This is a genomic window from Brevibacillus fluminis (assembly GCF_052072235.1).
Taxonomy (GTDB): domain Bacteria; phylum Bacillota; class Bacilli; order Brevibacillales; family Brevibacillaceae; genus Brevibacillus_D; species Brevibacillus_D fluminis_A.
On the sequence record NZ_CM125436.1, the window covers coordinates 5,717,625 to 5,733,542 of the forward strand.

A 15,918-nucleotide genomic window follows, 5' to 3' on the forward strand; every position below is an offset into this window, starting at 1 on the left:
CACCTTACGCTTCAGTTGATTTTGGCATGACTTTGGCCCAATCCACCTTGTAAAAGCGGATCATGACGATGATGCCGAATGCCATTAAAAAGGTATACAGGGAAATCCACGCGCCCACGCTGTTCAACCCGAAAACAAATGTCAGCAAATAGGTTAGCGGGACAAACATGACAAAGCAGAGCACGAGTGACGTTTTGAACAGAAAGCCGGTGTCGCCGATTCCGCGCAAACCTCCTGCGTAAAAGTTAAGCAAGCCGTCGAACACTTGCAAAAACGCGGAAATCTCGATCAAAAACGCAGCGAGATGGTACACGTCCGGGTCAGCCGTATAAATGCGGGCGATTGGCTCCGCAAGCAAAAACTCGACCAAGCCGAGCAGCAAAATGAACAGGCTCCCGATCGTCGCTGTTTCCGTCCCCATTCTCCTCGCCATCTGCGCATTGCCCTTGCCGATATATTGACCGACCAGAATCGTAGCCGTCGACCCGAAGGCAAATGCCGGCATGAAACCGAAAGCCATGACGCTCAACGCGATTTCATTGGCTGCCAACGGAACCGTGCCCAATCGGGTCACGAACATCGTAAAAATAAACATGGAAAGCGCCAGCGCCAATTCCTGCCCACCCAGCTTAAAGCTCTCCCAGCTGATGAGCCTGGCTTCCTGCCGATTGATCGGAATCACCGTTCTCGTGTGGAACTGCGGGTGCAGCTTGACGAAATAGACAAGGATACAGCCGATCAGCCCGACCAGCTCGCCGATAAAAATCGACCAGGCAGCACCGGGCAAGCCCAGTTCTGGCAAGCCCCATTTTCCATACGTGAGCGTGTAGGTGAAGAAGATCATGAGCACGTTGCTCGTGATCGAGAACACCATCGGCGTCTTCGTGTCACCGATTCCCCGCATGAAGCCGTGGAAGACAAAACTCAGCGTGGAAAAGATCATCGCCCAGAAGCGGATGCGCAAATAATCTTCGCCTTGCTCGATCAATTCTTGGGAGCCGCCCATCAACTTCAGCAGCCACCCTGCGCCGAACGTCCCCAGCAAAAAGACGAACAGTCCGATGAGCAAACAAAGATAAAGTGCGATATGGGTGCGCTCCACCGCTTTCTTGCTGTCGTTGGCTCCGTAATTTTGGGCAACCAGATAGTTGACGGTATGGCCGATCCCTGAAATAAATCCCCATACATTATACATGATAATGTTGCAGACTCCCACGATGGCGATCGCCAAGACGCCCAATTGGCCCACCATGATCAGGTTCACGGTTCCTGTCACGGTCCCCGTTGCGAACGAAGCAACGGACGGAATCGACAACCACAGAATATTCTTCCAATTTCGCATGTTAGCCGTCCTTTATCTAATTGTCATTAGGTTAACTATAGTCTTAATCATAGCCGAAGATGCATATTGCGCCAAGCAACCGCCGTTACACGAAAAAAAGAACCCTAATACTACGGGTTCCTTTCCTCTTGAATATTGTCCTTACGCGATAGCCACGTACACTTCGACGACGGCTTGCTCAGGATTCATGCAGCGTTCGTCATACCGCTCGAAATCACCCGTATAGGTCCGCTTTTCATCGGATTGCTCGAAATAATCCCAGATTTGCTGCCAGAGCTTTGGCACAACCTCTGTAATGGGTCCCTCCTGGGAGGTGAAAACGAGATATTTGGCGGCAGGCACCTCTTTCTTCACAGACCCTTCCGGTACTTCGGCGTGCTCTTCCACAGCATGTCCAATCAGCATCGTGTATCGGCCATTCACGTCAGCCTCATAGTCGGTGTACAGTCCATAAAGCGCTTGGTCAACCTTGGCCGGGGTCTTCTCGCTTACCTGTTCTTGAAAAAATCGCTGCCACAGCTTCGGGATTTCCCCGTCACCTTTGCACTCCGCCTCGTTTGTCGTGCTGGCGGCAATCCCCATGATGACCAGTCTTTCCTTCGTTTCGACAATTGGCATTCTTGTATCCTCCCGATAACAAACATATGTTCCTGTTTCTAATTTACCAAAAGTTAGAAATAATGTCAAACAAAATAAAAAAAGAGTGAAGGCCGCCAAACGCTTGCTTCACTCTTTCAACATGATAACTGAACTGCCTGTCAGGCTTGGCTCCGATGCTTTTCGAACCAGTTCAAAATATGCTTGAGCCGCTCAATGCGGTGCTTCGGCTTCCCGGAGCGTGAAAGCTCATGTCCTTCATCCGGCGTCCTGACCAGCACGGTTTCGACGCCGAGGCGCTTCAATGCGATAAACCATTGCTCCGCTTGCTCCATCGGGCAGCGCAGGTCGTTTTCGCTATGCTCGATCAGGACAGGGGTTTTGACATGGCGTGCGTAACGGATCGGGGAACGCGACATGATGAACTCCTCATGCTCCCATAAATCTGCGCCCGCAAATTCCGTGTCGATGAAATAAAAACCGATATCGCTCGACCCGGCCATGCTGTACAGGTTGCAAATGCTTCGCTGCGTCACCGCCGCCTTGAAGCGATCGGTGTGCCCCACGATCCAGTTGACCATGAAACCGCCGTAGCTGCCGCCGGACACGAAAAGCTGATCGGCGTCGACGTAATCCAGCGTGCAGGCATAATCTACCGCTCGCATCAAATCTTCATAGTCTTTGCCGCCCCAATCGCCCAAAACAGCCCGGGCAAACTTTTTGCCGTACCCTTGGCTGCCGCGCGGATTTGTGTACAAGACAACATACCCGGCCGAGGCGAGCATCTGGAACTCGTGATTCAGCGAAAAGCCGTAGCACGTGTGCGGCCCCCCGTGTATTTGCAAAATCAAAGGATATTTCGCGTCAGGCTGAAAATTCGGCGGCTTCAGTAGCCAGCCCTCGATTTCCCAGCCATCAGCACCTTCAAAACGGATGCGTTCCGGCTCTGATAGCGCAAGCTCGGAAAACAGCTGCTGATTGAAGTCGGTGAGCTGCCGTTTTTCCCTGTCTCTTCCCAGCGATTCGACGTACAGGTCGCCGGTGGATTGCGGATGTGCCACCACATAGACCAAAAACGGCTCCACACCGTCATCATGCATCGCGAAGGAAGTTACGACCAGACGATCGCCGGTAACGACAGGCTCAATGAGTCCGGTTTTGACTTCCACCCGGTGAATCCAGCAGTTTCCGCCTTCGGTTACCAGGAAGTAAAGATAGCGGCCATCTTTGGACCATGTCGGCTGGTGCACGCCGGCGTCCCATTTCACATCCGATCCGACCCAGTTGGCGGTCGAACGGTCCAGCATCCCTGTCAAGTTGCGTGCTTCGCCGCCCTCAGCGGGAATCAGCCACACTTCATCATTGCATGCATTGGTTTCCCCGTATTGGTGATCGAAGTAGGCAATCCACTTGCCGTCAGGCGAAAACCGCGGCGCCAAGGTAAAACCTGCGCATTGAACCAGCTTCACGCATTCTCCCGTCTCCACATCCAGCTTCCATAGTGCGGGCACATGGTTGAAATCGCGCGTTTCCGAGCGGTCCGACAGAAAGATAATCGAGCGGCTGTCCGGCGACCAGACCGGGTCGATATCTTCCCAATCGCCAGATGTTACTTGCCTAGCCTCACCTGATGCTGCCTCCACGACCCAAATGTGGTTCATATGGTGTCCGCGGAACCCTTTGGAATCGTGTTTGTAGCGCAGCTTGGTGATCACCTTCACATCGGTCGTTGACGTATCCTCAACGTCTTGGATGAGACACGCCAGCCGTTTGCCATCAGGCGACCATGCAATGGACTGTACATTGGTCGGCAACTCGGTCAGCTGTTTCGCATCGCCGCCATCAGCCGGAATCAGCCACACCTGATCCATTCCTGAACGATTGGAGAGAAACGCGATGCTTTGTCCATCCGGCGACCATCTCGGGCTGTGGTCTTTGACCAGGCGATCCGGCTGTGGATGTGTGAAGCGGCTTCCCTGGTCCGTGAAATCGGTCAGCCAAAGGGAGGAAAAATAGCCGTCCTTCTCCCCGTTTACTGCTGTATGGACGTAGAGCGCTTTTTTACCATCCGGTGAAATTTGTACATCGCCGACGAACTGCAGCGAAAACAAATCTTCAGGCGTGACCTTCCGTTTTGCCATCCCCATTACCGACTCCCTCCATCCTTCCCGGCAGCGGCATTTTCCAGATAGCGCACCGTTGCCGTGACCATGACTTTGGCTGCCGCCAGCATCGCTTTTTCATCGATGTCAAATCGCGGATGATGGTGGGGGTACGAGCTGCCCAGCTCTTCATTGCTGGCTCCGGTAAAAAAGAATGTGCCCGGCACTTTCTGCAAGTAATAGGCGAAATCCTCGCCGCTCATGAACGGCTCCATTTCAAAGACATGCTCCTCGCCCAGCACTTGCTTGGCGCATTCGGCCAGCAGCAGCGTCTCTTGCTTATGGTTGATCACCGCCGGATACCCTTTTGTATAGTGCAGCGAATAGCTGGCATTGGCGGCTTCGCACGTCCCTTTTACGATCCGTTCCAATTCCCCCATGATTCGTTCCTGCACCTCCGGATGATAGGTGCGCACCGTGCCTTGAATGGTCGCCGTATCGGGAATGACATTGAACGCTTCGCCCGAATGAAAGGACCCGATCGTAAAAACCGCCGGCCTTTGCGGATCGATCCGGCGGCTGACGATCTGCTGCAGATGCGTGATCAGCACAGCGCCCACCGCAATCGGGTCGATCGACTCCTGCGGAGCTGCGCCATGCCCGCCCTTGCCTTGAATGACGATGGAAAAGCGGTCGGAAGCGGCCGCGATGGAGCCGCTGCGGTACCCAACAACACCCGTAGGGAAGCTGGAGGATAAATGTGTGCCGAATATGGCGTCGACTCCATCCAGACACCCCGCCTCAATCATCGCTTTGGCACCGCCTGGCGCGACCTCCTCGGCAAACTGATGGATCAGCACGACATTTCCGGCCAGCTTTTCCCGATTGGCTTGCAGCACTTTGGCCACAGCGAGCAGCGTGGCCGTGTGCCCGTCATGTCCGCAAGCGTGCATGACGCCCGGAACCTGCGATTTGTACGGTACGTCCTTCTCGTCCTGGATCGGCAGCGCGTCGAAATCGGCTCGCAAGGCGACCGTTTTGCCCGGCTTGCCGCCGCGGATGTAACCAAGCACTCCATTGCCGCCTACACCCGTTTTCACTTCAATTCCCAGCTCAGTCAAATATGCCGCAATCTTTGCCGGCGTCTCCACCTCTTCAAACGACAGTTCCGGATGCATATGAAAATAACGGCGAAGCTCCACCATTTCCTGGTACAGCTCCGCCAATTGGTCATACATGGTTTCGAGCACGGAACATTCTCCTCTCTCCGCCAGCTCCTATTCTGAGATGAAATAATGCGATAAGTCGAGCTGGTACTTGGTCACGATCTCGTCGATCTCTGCTTTCGCTTTTTTCAGCATGTCGATACAATGCTCCACCTTCTCGTCCGTCATCCGATACGTCGGTCCCGAGATGGTGAGCGAGCCCATGATTTTACCGTTATAATGGAAAATCGGCACGGCCAGCGCGATGATATCCGGAGTGTACTCCCCCTCGCTGCGGGCGATTCCGGTCTCACGAATCGTAGCCAGATCGGCACGCAATACATCCGGGTTCGTCATCGTCTTCGGTGTATATTGCACCAAGCCTTGGGCAATGATCTGCTCGACTTTTTCCTCCGGCATAAATGCCAGGATGGAGCGGTAGGAAGCGCCCACATACAAAGGCGCTCTGCTCCCCACCGTTACGGTATACCGCACGACATTGTCCGGCTCCAAAACCTCCAATGTCAGTCCCTGGTTATCATCCAGGCTGGTCACCATGACCGATTCACTGGTCGCTTCCATCAATCGTTGCAAAACCGGACGCAGCAGCTTGCCCACATTCATCGCGTCATAGCTTAACAGCCCCAGCTCCCAGAAGCGGATACCAAGGGAGTATTTCTTTGTCTCAGGATCTTTTACCAGAAATCGATTGGCCTCAAACGTGCTGAGAATACGATAGACATTGGCATGGCTGATTCCAAGCTCCTTGGCCAACTCCCGTGCTCCCCACGAGGTTTTCTCTTTTGTGAAGCAAAGCAAAATATTAAGTGCAAGATCCAGCGTTTTTAACAATGAAAAACTCCCCTTCTCCGATATTAGCCTTGGTGCAGGAAGTCGATCGCAGCCGCAACATACACTTTCGCGCAGCGAATCACATCTTCCACGAGCACCTTCTCATTAAAATTATGAATGCTTGGCAGATAGGCAGGCCCATACTGCAAAACAGGTATGGAATAGTTGCGGAAATGGCGCGCATCGCTGCAAGCCCATTGCAGCACGCCATACGCATGTTCATTGGTAACGTACGAAATGTTGTCTACAATCGCCCGGCAGACCGGGTCTTCCGGCGAGGAGTAGTTCGCATTGCTGCGGAAGCCGAACGGTTCGATGTCGTAATCGATGCCCAATTGGTCGAGCTTGTCGCGTACGAACGCTAGCACCTCATCGCCCGTCACGCCAAATGGCAGACGCGTGTCCACCTCGACGACGCATGTGTCCGGAACGACGTTCGATTTCGTGCCGCCCTGAATGGTACCAATGTTGCAAGAAATACGCTCAAGTATCTCTTTATACTCGATCCGCTCATTTTCCTTCATATATACTTTCGAAATCTCAATAATCGGCTTCATTTCCTCAGGAATGTTCACCGGATAATTCCACACCTGACGAATCTCCTCGATCGCGCGGAATGCATCGGTGATCGCGTTCTTCCCGGCAAGAGGCGCGAGCGAGCCGTGGCCAGGCGTACCTTTTACCGTCAGCCGGAAGTGGCAGGCACCTTTTTGACCCAATGTCGGATTCAGCGGAGACGATGGTTCCGCGATCATCGCGCCATCGCCCTGAATCAATCCGCGTTCCAAAAGCCACGGCACGCCGAGGTCGCCGCCCGTTTCTTCATCCGGCACGATCGCCAGCACCAACTCACCTGGCAATTCGAGACCCAGACGCTTCAAGATCGTCATGGCAAAAATGATTCCTGCCAAGCCGCCCTTCATATCGCTCGCACCCCGACCCAAAATCCAGCCATCCTTCACTTCCCCGGCAAACGGGTCGAAATCCCATCTGTTTCTGTCACCGGCTGGAACGACATCGGTATGACCGCAATAAATCAATTTTTTCCCTTTGTCGCCAGATCCGATACGCGAGATCAGATTCCACATGTCCGGGGCCGCTTCATGCCAAGCGGTTTCAATGCCGTGCGTCGCCAAATAATCAGCGATATACGTGCTGATCGGGGTGGAATTTCCCGGCGGGTTTTCGCTTGGGAATTGAATCAGCCTGCAGCAAAGATCGATCAACTCTTGCTGGTTGGCTTCTACGGCTGCGATTGCTTGGTCTTTGAGAACGCGGATTGCTTCACTCATTGTACCTTCACCTTTCCGTCGAGGGTTTGCAAGTGATTCATGGTGCCGTACAAAGAAACGATGCGCTCGAATTCTTGTTCGTCATAGAACGAGCACTTGTTCACGCCATACCATTTCGCCGCTTCGATGACAAAACGAACGGTCTGCTCCACATCGATCAGATGGGTCGCACCCGTCGCACAACCCGCCACCGGCACGCTCGTTGTGATCGCCACGCCGACGACCGGGCTGTTTGTCGCCACGCACGGCTGCAAAATGCTGTTGATATGATACAAGTCATTGCCATACGGCGTAATATCTTGCGTCGTTATCGGGAACGTCACCGGCATCTTGCCTGTCGTTTGCTTCATCAGATCGAGCAAATCGTTGCTGATGCGCAAAATGTATCCTTCTTTTACAGTCGGCGAAAGCGCGAATCCGTTATGGTTCACGACCTGGTTGCCCTTTGTCGTATCGATCGACAGGATCGCGTCCATCTCGCTTACGACTTCATATTTGTTCATGGTCAAAATATCGACCGGCGAATCCATGAACGGAACCGGGTCATGCGGCTGTGTCGGCGCATCCGGGCACACATGGGTGGTCAAAATGACATCGCCCGCCAAAACGTCTCCGCGCTGCTGCATTTCCACCAGCTTGGCAGCTGCGGCCAGGCAAGCCAGCGCGCCGTCGCCATCGGAAACAAATCCGATTTGCTCCGGGCGAGCGCCCAAACCGCCGAGACGACCGACGATTCCGAGCGTTGGCGCTGTTCCGCCGTTGCTTTTGCCGTTTTTGCCCGGCACGGTCACCTTGATAAAATCCGTCGAGCCTTTATCCCCCTCGACTGTTTGCACGACCACATTCGTAAAGCCTCGATCGGCAAAATATTGCTTGATCGCCTCACCGCTCGCAGTCGAGCTGTCGAGCAAATCGAACATTTCCATCACATGTTTCAAAGACATCGTTTTGTTCCTCCTGACGTTACGCGTGTTGTGTTGAGCATCCTCTCGAATCTATCCAAGACACCGGGTACCGGGCCGTTTTCTTCCACGTTTTAGCCAGATGGCTAGATTTCGCCAGCCAAATGGCACGCCACCATGTGGCCGTTTTGGTAATCGCGCAGCACAGGGCTGTCGGTTTTGCATGCCTCCGTCGCATACGGACACCGCTTGTGAAAATGGCAGCCGGACGGCGGGTTCATCGGGCTTGGCACATCTCCCGACAAAATGATTTGCTGCTTTTCCTCGAATGGACTTTCTTTTGGCACCGCGGACAAGAGAGCGCGCGTATAAGGATGCTGCGGGGAACGGTAAATCTCCTCATAGGTTCCCAGCTCGACGACGCGGCCGAGATACATGACGGCAATCCGGTCGCTGATATAGCGCACCACGTTCAAATCGTGGGAAATAAACATGTAGGTCAGTTGAAATTGACTCTGCAAATCTTTGAGCAGATTGATCACCTGCGCTTGAATCGAAACGTCCAGAGCGGATACCGACTCATCGCAGATCACGAGGTCCGGATTCAGGGTCAGCGCCCGGGCGATGTTGATGCGCTGGCGTTGGCCGCCGCTGAATTCATGCGGATAACGCTGCGCATGGTATTCGCTCAAGCCGACAACCTCCAGCAGCTCTTTTACCCGCTTCTTCTGCTCCGGCCTGGTGCCGACGCCGTGGATCAAAAGCGGCTCCATGATCAGCTGCTCGACGGTTTTGCGGGGATCGAGCGAAGCGTACGGATTTTGGAAAATCATCTGGATCGATTTGCGCTCTTTTTTCATCTCTTGCTCGGAAAGAGTGACCAGATCCTTGCCTTTAAACCGAACAGAGCCTGCCGTCGGACGGATCAGCTGGGTGATCAGCCGGGCCATTGTCGACTTGCCGCAGCCGGATTCGCCCACGATGCCCAACGTTTCGCCTTTGAACACATCAAAGCTGACGCCATCGACCGCTTTCACGAAACGGGACGGTTTGGAAAACAGCATGCCATCCTTCACGGGGAAGTGTTTTTTCAAATCTTGTACCTGCAAAATGGTTTCGCGCATGTTATTCTCCTCCTTCCCTGACGAGCTGTTCCGCTGCGGTTTGGAAATGGCATGCTACCATGTGGCCTTGTCCCACATCCACCAAGCCTGGCTTTTCGGCAAAGCATTTGTCCTTCGCATAGCGGCAGCGCGGCGCAAACAGGCAGCCGGAAATGGCTTTGCGCAAATCGGGCGGATTGCCGGGAATGGATGGAAGCTTGCCCTTGTCCTTCGTGTCTGATTTGATCTGCGAATCCAGCAGTCCCCATGTGTACGGGTGGCGCGGATTGCGGTACAGCTCCTCGACGGTGGCGTACTCGACGGTATTGCCCGCATACATCACCAGCACTTTGTGGCAGCTTTCCCAGACGACGCCAAGGTCATGGGTAATCATGATGATCGAGGTTTTCAGCTTTTCCTGCAAATTTTTCATCAGCTGCAAAATTTGCGCCTGAACCGTCACATCGAGCGCCGTCGTCGGTTCGTCGGCAATCAGCAGCTTGGGGTTACACGCAAGTGCGATCGCGATCATCGCGCGCTGCCGCATGCCCCCGGAAAACTCATGCGGGTATTGATCCAGGCGGCGTTCCGGCTCGGGGATGCCGACCAATTGCAGCATCTCGACCGCGCGTTTTCTCGCTTCCTGCTTGTTCACTTTCTGGTGCAGCCGAATCACTTCCATGATCTGATTGCCCACGGTATAAACCGGATTGAGCGACGTCATCGGGTCTTGGAAAATCATCGAGATTTCGTTGCCGCGAATATGCCGCATTTCCTTGTTGGACAGCTTGGTGAGGTCCTTGCCTTCAAATTCGATGCTACCGTTCTCGATTTTGCCGGGAGGTGATGGAATCAATCCCAAAATAGCGGTAGCCGTCACGCTTTTCCCCGAGCCGGATTCGCCCACGATCCCGATGCTCTCCCCTTGCCCCAGGTCAAAGCTGACACCGTTGACGGCTTTCACCACGCCCGAGGAGTAAAAATATACTTCCAAATCTTTTACGCTAAGTAAAACGTTTGGCTGTGCCACTTGTTCATCACCTCATTTACACCTTCATTTTCGGGTCCAGAGCATCGCGCAAACCATCGCCGAACAGATTGAAACCAAGCACCGAAAGCAAAATCGCCAAGCCGGAATAGGTGGCCATATGCGGAGATAAGACCAGGAAATCTTTCCCGTCCTTCAAAATGCTTCCCCAGGAAGCCGTCGGCGGCTGAACGCCAAGCCCCAAAAAGCTCAGGGCCGCTTCGGAAATGATCGCCCCGGCCACGTTCATCGTTGCATAGACAATGATCGGCGCCATGCAGTTCGGCAAAATATGGCTGAAAATGATGCGGGAATGATTGGCGCCAAGCGAACGCGTAACCTCGATATACTCTTCCTCCTTGACGGAAAGCACCTGTCCGCGAACGATGCGGGCGAAGCCGGGAATGTTGGCGATCCCGATTGCCAAAATCACATTAAACAGCCCGGAGCCAAGCACGGTCATCAAAGCGATGGAAAGCAGGATGAACGGAAAGGCGAACAATCCGTCCATGGTGCGCATGATGATGGCGTCGATGCGGCCGCCGTAATAACCGGCGAGCAAGCCGAGGATCGTCCCCAAAATGCCGCCCAGGCCTACAGCGAAAACGCCGACGACCAACGAAATTTGTGCGCCATATACAATCCGACTGAACAAGTCGCGCCCATAGTTGTCTGTACCAAGCAGGTGTCCATTTACGCCCGGTTCTGTCAGGGTGTTTGTCAAATCCATTTTCAGCGGGTCATGCGTTGCGATCAGCGGGGCAAACAACGCCGAGATGATCATGATGCAGATGATGATCATGCCCATGAATGCCAATCGATTTTTGAGCAACCTTCTCATGATGCTGTTTTCATTTTTTTGCTTTTTCGGGGAAACCGGAGCGTCGGCGGTTGAGACGGACGTCATGTTGCTGTTCACGTTCTAACTCCTCCCCTTGTTCGAAAGATTGACGCGCGGGTTCACCACAGCGTACATAATATCAACCAACAGGTTGACGACGACAAAGATAACGGCAATAAACAAAACGGTTCCTTGTACGACCATGAAGTCGCGGCTTTCGATGGCATCGACCACCAACCGCCCCATTCCTGGCCAGCTGAAGATTGTTTCGGTCAAAACAGCGCCGCCCAACAGCATGGAAATTTGCATCCCCAACACGGTCAAAATCGGCGTTAACGCATTTTTCAAAGCATGCTTCCAAACCACCCAAAATTCCAAAAGCCCTTTGGCACGGGCTGTCTTGATGTAATCCTGTTTGATGACCTCCAGCATGCTGGAGCGGGTAATGCGCGCGAACGTCGCCATCGGAATGGTACTGAGCGCCACGCTGGGCAAAACAAGGTGCTTGATCACATCGCCCAAGCCTTGGTCCATCGATCCCATACCGGTCGCCGGCAGCCAGCCCAAATTGACGCTGAAGTACAACACGAGCATGACGCCCAGCCAGAAAATCGGAATGGATACACCGACCAAGGAAAGAATCATCACGATGTAATCCCAGAAAGAATTCGGTTTTGTTGCAGAGATGATGCCGGCTGGAATTCCAATCAGAAGCGAAATCAGCAAGGCACTTCCGGCAAGCATCAGCGTGCTTGGAAAACGCTCAAGAATAAGTGAGGTAACCGACTGGTTGTAGTTAGGCGAGAAGCCCAGATTCCCGGTCAGCAAATCACCGATGTAATGAATGAATTGAAGGTAAAGCGGTTCGTTTAATCCCAATTTTTCGCGCAGGGCATTGATATCTTCCACAGAAGCCTGTGGACCCAGCATGACTGCTGCCGGATCCCCAGGAATCAACCGCGTAATGATAAACACTGTAATGGCCACTACGAATAAAGTGGGAATCAAATCAATCAGTCGTTTTAACACTAACTTGAGCAACTTGATCTCCTCCCCATCTTCAGAGGGCTAATACTTACTTGTCCAACCAGACGTTTACGCCATTACCAGCGATGACAATGGAGTTGTCGGCCTTCACATTGAAGCCTTGTACATGTTTTTGAGTCCCTGCAACGATTTCGATCAGACCAAGCTCGATGCGAGGTCTTTCGTCAACGATCAGTTTCAACGCTTGGGAATACAGTTCTTTTCGTTTTGCTTCATCGGTTGTTTCGCTTGTTGCGCGATCCAAAAGCTCATCGACTTTTGGATTGTTGAAGCCGTAGCCGTTTCCGAGCGCGCCGATTTGCTTGCTGTGGAACATTTGGAAGAGGAAGAAGTCAGGGTCCGGATACCAGGTCCAACCAGCGATGTACAACGGCGCTTTTCCTTTGGAGACGATGTCGCTGAAAGTACCCCATTCAACCGTTTTGATCTCCACATTAATGCCCAAATGTTCTTTCATTTGTGTCGCAAAAATCGTTGCTTCCGGCACGCGGGATTGCGCTACATAAATCTCGGTATTGAATCCGTTTGGATAGCCTGCTTCCGTCAACAGCTGTTTCGCTTTGGCCGGATCATACTTCGGTACGTTTGCTTCTGCGGAAGCATCATAGCCCCAGGAGCCTTTTGGCAACGGCAGCATGGAAGGCTCTGCTCCGCCCCATTGGTAAACCGCTTTGATCAAGCCTTGCACGTCTGTGCCCATCGCCATCGCTTCGCGCACTTTCACGTCTTTCGTCGGGCCTTCTTTCATGTTCATGCCCAGGAACGAAATCGAAAGTCCTGGCGTAGTGAGCAAGGACAGCTTGTCATCCTTTTGCACGATCGCGCGGTTTTGGCCTTTGATGTCGGTTGCAATATCGATGTCGCCGGAACGCAGCGCGTTTGTCATCATGTTTCCGTCGGTGATGAACTTGAAGGTGATGCCGTCCAAGTGCGGCTTTTCGCCCCAGTATTTGTCGAAGCGCTTTACTTTCACGTCGCCATCATTTGCCCAGCTTTCCAATTGGAAAGGACCGGTACCGACCAAATGCTTGCCGAAATCATCGCCCCAGCCTTCCACTTCCTCTTTCGGAACGATCACGTTACCTACGTCAGTCAATGCAGCGAGGACTGCAGCGTTTGGCGCAGTAAGGTGTACTGCCACTTCATTCGGCCCCGTTACTTCCACTTTTTCGACACCGCGCAGACGGTTCATCGCCGAATGCTGTGCGGAGCGCTCCAGGCTGTACTTCACATCTTCCGCCGTCATTTTGCGGCCGTCCTGGAATTTGCCGGGCTGGAAGTATACGTTGTCTCTCAGCTTGAAGGTATACACCTTCATGTCGTCAGAAACGTTCCACTCCGTTGCCAGAGACGGTTCGAGTTTGGACAAATCTTGGTTGTACACAACAAGCGTGTCCGCAATATTGCGCATCACATTTGATTCGTAAACAGCGGTGTACTTGATCGGATCAAGCGTTTTCGCATTCGCGGAAAGCGCGAGTGTCAAAATACCGCCATCTTTTGGCTGCCCGCTTGGTTGTGCAGCTTGCTGGTTGGATTGAGCCGCAGAGCCAGCATCAGGCGCTGGCGCCGATTGTCCACCGCCGCATCCTGCCAAAGCAAGCATCGACAGTACGGCAACGGATGACAAAACTTTTGGTAAGCCAAACCTTTTTCTCACATTTACTCCCCCCATTTTTCTATGTGTATCAAATAGTGATACAATGGTTCATTATTTGATACTTAAGATATTCGGATTATAACAGACAAAAACAGCAAGTGTAAATACTCAGAAAAAATCAACAATGTGCTTTTGTCTGAAAAATAAAAGTTTTTGTCCAACAAAAAAACCGCCGATGCACATCCGGCATCAGCGGTTTTTGGCGAAGCAGATTTATTTCGGCAGCTCGAACGAGCTTTTCAAGGATACAATCAGATTGAACACAAGCTTCTCTGCGGTCGTGTTTTTCGGATCGACGTTAAAGTAACCGTGACGGAAAAACTGGAACTTGTCATGGGCTTTCGCATTTTTCATGTTTGGCTCCACGAATCCGTTCACGATCTCCAGGGAATTCGGATTGACGTGATCGAGGAAAGACTCGCCTTCTTCCGCTTGGTGGTCCATGATCAACGGCTCATACAGGCGGAATTCCGCAGGTAACGCATGGGTCGCATCTACCCAGTGGATCGTCCCCTTCACTTTGCGGCCGGTAAAGCCGCTTCCGCTCTTGGTTTCCACATCATAGGTGCAATGCAGCTCGACCACATTGCCCGCTTCATCTTTCACAACGTCATTGCATTTGATGAAATAGGCATGTTTCAGGCGCACTTCATTGCCTGGGAACAAGCGGAAATATTTGCTCGGCGGGTTTTCCATAAAGTCGTCTTGCTCGATGTAAATCTCGCGGGAAAACGGAATTTGTCGTACGCCCATCTCCGGATTTTCGGAGTTGATCTCCGCATCGAGCCATTCTACTTGCCCTTCCGGATAGTTGGTGATGACGACTTTCAGCGGACGCAGCACGCCCATTGTCCGCGGCGCTTTTAATTTCAAATCTTCGCGGATGAAATGCTCCAGCATTTTCTCATCGACCACGCTGTAATTGCGGGCGACGCCGATCTCACGGCAAAAAGCGCGGATCGATTCCGGTGTAAATCCTCTGCGGCGCAGACCGGAAATGGTTGGCATGCGCGGATCATCCCAGCCGTCCACATATTGCTCATCAACCAGCTGCTTCAATTTGCGCTTGCTCATGACCGTATTGGTCACATTCAGACGCGCAAACTCATATTGGTGCGGCACGTGCGGCATTTCGCACTCCTGGATCACCCAGTCGTAAAGCGGGCGGTGATCCTCGAATTCCATCGTACAGATGGAGTGCGTAACACCCTCGATTGCATCCTCAATCGGATGGGCGAAATCGTACATCGGGTAAATGCACCATTTGTCGCCGGTGTTGTGGTGGGTCGCATGCGAGATACGGTACAGCACCGGATCGCGCAGGTTAATGTTTGGCGAACTCATATCGATCTTGGCGCGCAGAACCTTTTCACCGTCTTTGAACTCGCCATTGCGCATGCGGGTGAACATGTCAAGATTCTCTTCCACCGACCGATTGCGATACGGGCTTTCTTTGCCCGGCTCGGTCAGACTTCCGCGCAGTTGGCGCATTTCCTCGGCGGAGAGGTCGCAAACGAATGCTTTGCCCTTTTTAATCAATAGCACAGCCCGTTCATACATTTCTTCAAAGTAATCGGAAGCAAAAAACAAGTTGTCCCAGTCGAAGCCGAGCCACTTGACATCTTCCTTGATGGATTCTACATACTCCACGTCTTCTTTCAACGGATTGGTATCGTCAAAGCGCAGATTGGTCTTCCCTTTGAATTCATCCGCCAGCTCAAAATTGAGGCAGATGGATTTGGCGTGGCCAATGTGCAAATAACCGTTCGGCTCTGGGGGGAAACGGGTGACAACCTGATTGACGCGACCTGACTCCAGATCATCAATCACGATGTTTTTGATAAAATTCGATGGAATCGTCTTTTCCATTTCGCTCAACCTTTCATTCGCAAAAAATCATCGTACACGAACTTCTTCTTATAAATAATACTGATTCATCGGCACGAGT

13 protein-coding genes are annotated in these 15,918 nt (G+C 52.7%); all 13 read right to left on the minus strand.

Translation table 11 applies throughout. The features are described 5' to 3' along the window. Positions 1-4: 4 nt before the first annotated feature. Positions 5-1,342, minus strand: coding sequence for an MATE family efflux transporter (locus ACTID9_RS27850; protein ID WP_441068766.1), 1,338 nt, complete (start codon positions 1,340-1,342; stop codon positions 5-7). A 141-nt stretch (positions 1,343-1,483) separates the two neighbouring features. Continuing rightward, entirely contained in the window at positions 1,484-1,960 is a 477-nt protein-coding gene (locus ACTID9_RS27855) for a GyrI-like domain-containing protein (protein ID WP_441068769.1), read from the minus strand. A gap of 140 nt (positions 1,961-2,100) precedes the next feature. Further along, positions 2,101-4,080, minus strand: a complete 1,980-nt coding sequence (locus tag ACTID9_RS27860) for a S9 family peptidase (RefSeq protein WP_441068771.1) — start codon at positions 4,078-4,080, stop codon at positions 2,101-2,103. Between the two features lie 5 nt (positions 4,081-4,085). Continuing rightward, positions 4,086-5,291, minus strand: a complete 1,206-nt coding sequence (locus ACTID9_RS27865; protein WP_441068773.1) for a M20 metallopeptidase family protein — start codon at positions 5,289-5,291, stop codon at positions 4,086-4,088. Positions 5,292-5,318: 27 nt separating this feature from the next. Continuing rightward, positions 5,319-6,098 carry an IclR family transcriptional regulator gene (locus ACTID9_RS27870; RefSeq protein ID WP_441068775.1) on the minus strand — a complete coding sequence of 260 codons (780 nt, stop codon included), beginning with the start codon at positions 6,096-6,098 and terminating at the stop codon, positions 5,319-5,321. Between the two features lie 23 nt (positions 6,099-6,121). Continuing rightward, the gene (locus ACTID9_RS27875) at positions 6,122-7,390 is read right to left on the minus strand and encodes a M20 family metallopeptidase (protein ID WP_441068777.1); all 1,269 of its coding nucleotides are present in this window, start codon (positions 7,388-7,390) and stop codon (positions 6,122-6,124) included. Continuing rightward, on the minus strand, positions 7,387-8,334 hold the full coding sequence (locus ACTID9_RS27880; RefSeq protein ID WP_441068779.1) for a DUF1177 domain-containing protein: 948 nt from the start codon (positions 8,332-8,334) through the stop codon (positions 7,387-7,389). Before ACTID9_RS27880 ends, ACTID9_RS27875 begins: the two co-directional genes overlap by 4 nt. A 104-nt stretch (positions 8,335-8,438) precedes the next feature. After that, positions 8,439-9,416: an ABC transporter ATP-binding protein gene (locus ACTID9_RS27885; RefSeq protein ID WP_441068781.1), complete on the minus strand. Its 978-nt coding sequence runs from the start codon at positions 9,414-9,416 to the stop codon at positions 8,439-8,441. Between the two features lies 1 nt (position 9,417). After that, complete coding sequence (locus ACTID9_RS27890; protein ID WP_441068783.1) at positions 9,418-10,425, minus strand: ABC transporter ATP-binding protein; 1,008 nt, start codon at positions 10,423-10,425, stop codon at positions 9,418-9,420. Positions 10,426-10,441: 16 nt separating this feature from the next. Beyond that, complete coding sequence (locus ACTID9_RS27895) at positions 10,442-11,263, minus strand: ABC transporter permease (protein WP_441072759.1); 822 nt, start codon at positions 11,261-11,263, stop codon at positions 10,442-10,444. Between the two features lie 81 nt (positions 11,264-11,344). Further along, entirely contained in the window at positions 11,345-12,304 is a 960-nt protein-coding gene (locus ACTID9_RS27900) for an ABC transporter permease (RefSeq protein ID WP_441068785.1), read from the minus strand. 34 nt (positions 12,305-12,338) lie between these two features. Beyond that, complete coding sequence (locus ACTID9_RS27905; RefSeq protein ID WP_441068787.1) at positions 12,339-13,985, minus strand: ABC transporter substrate-binding protein; 1,647 nt, start codon at positions 13,983-13,985, stop codon at positions 12,339-12,341. 198 nt (positions 13,986-14,183) lie between these two features. Further along, positions 14,184-15,839 carry a glutamine--tRNA ligase/YqeY domain fusion protein gene (locus ACTID9_RS27910; RefSeq protein WP_441068789.1) on the minus strand — a complete coding sequence of 552 codons (1,656 nt, stop codon included), beginning with the start codon at positions 15,837-15,839 and terminating at the stop codon, positions 14,184-14,186. Between the last annotated feature and the right edge of the window lie 79 nt (positions 15,840-15,918).

Bases quoted from the DNA above. Each gene is read 5' to 3' on its own strand.
- ACTID9_RS27850 (WP_441068766.1), bottom strand. From the start codon at position 1,342: ATGCGAAATTGGAAGAATATTCTGTGGTTGTCGATTCCGTCCGTTGCT.
- ACTID9_RS27855 (WP_441068769.1), bottom strand. From the start codon at position 1,960: ATGCCAATTGTCGAAACGAAGGAAAGACTGGTCATCATGGGGATTGCC.
- ACTID9_RS27860 (WP_441068771.1), bottom strand. From the start codon at position 4,080: ATGGCAAAACGGAAGGTCACGCCTGAAGATTTGTTTTCGCTGCAGTTC.
- ACTID9_RS27875 (WP_441068777.1), bottom strand. From the start codon at position 7,390: ATGAGTGAAGCAATCCGCGTTCTCAAAGACCAAGCAATCGCAGCCGTA.
- ACTID9_RS27880 (WP_441068779.1), bottom strand. From the start codon at position 8,334: ATGTCTTTGAAACATGTGATGGAAATGTTCGATTTGCTCGACAGCTCG.
- ACTID9_RS27885 (WP_441068781.1), bottom strand. From the start codon at position 9,416: ATGCGCGAAACCATTTTGCAGGTACAAGATTTGAAAAAACACTTCCCC.
- ACTID9_RS27895 (WP_441072759.1), bottom strand. From the start codon at position 11,263: ATGAGAAGGTTGCTCAAAAATCGATTGGCATTCATGGGCATGATCATC.
- ACTID9_RS27905 (WP_441068787.1), bottom strand. From the start codon at position 13,985: ATGGGGGGAGTAAATGTGAGAAAAAGGTTTGGCTTACCAAAAGTTTTG.
- ACTID9_RS27910 (WP_441068789.1), bottom strand. From the start codon at position 15,839: ATGGAAAAGACGATTCCATCGAATTTTATCAAAAACATCGTGATTGAT.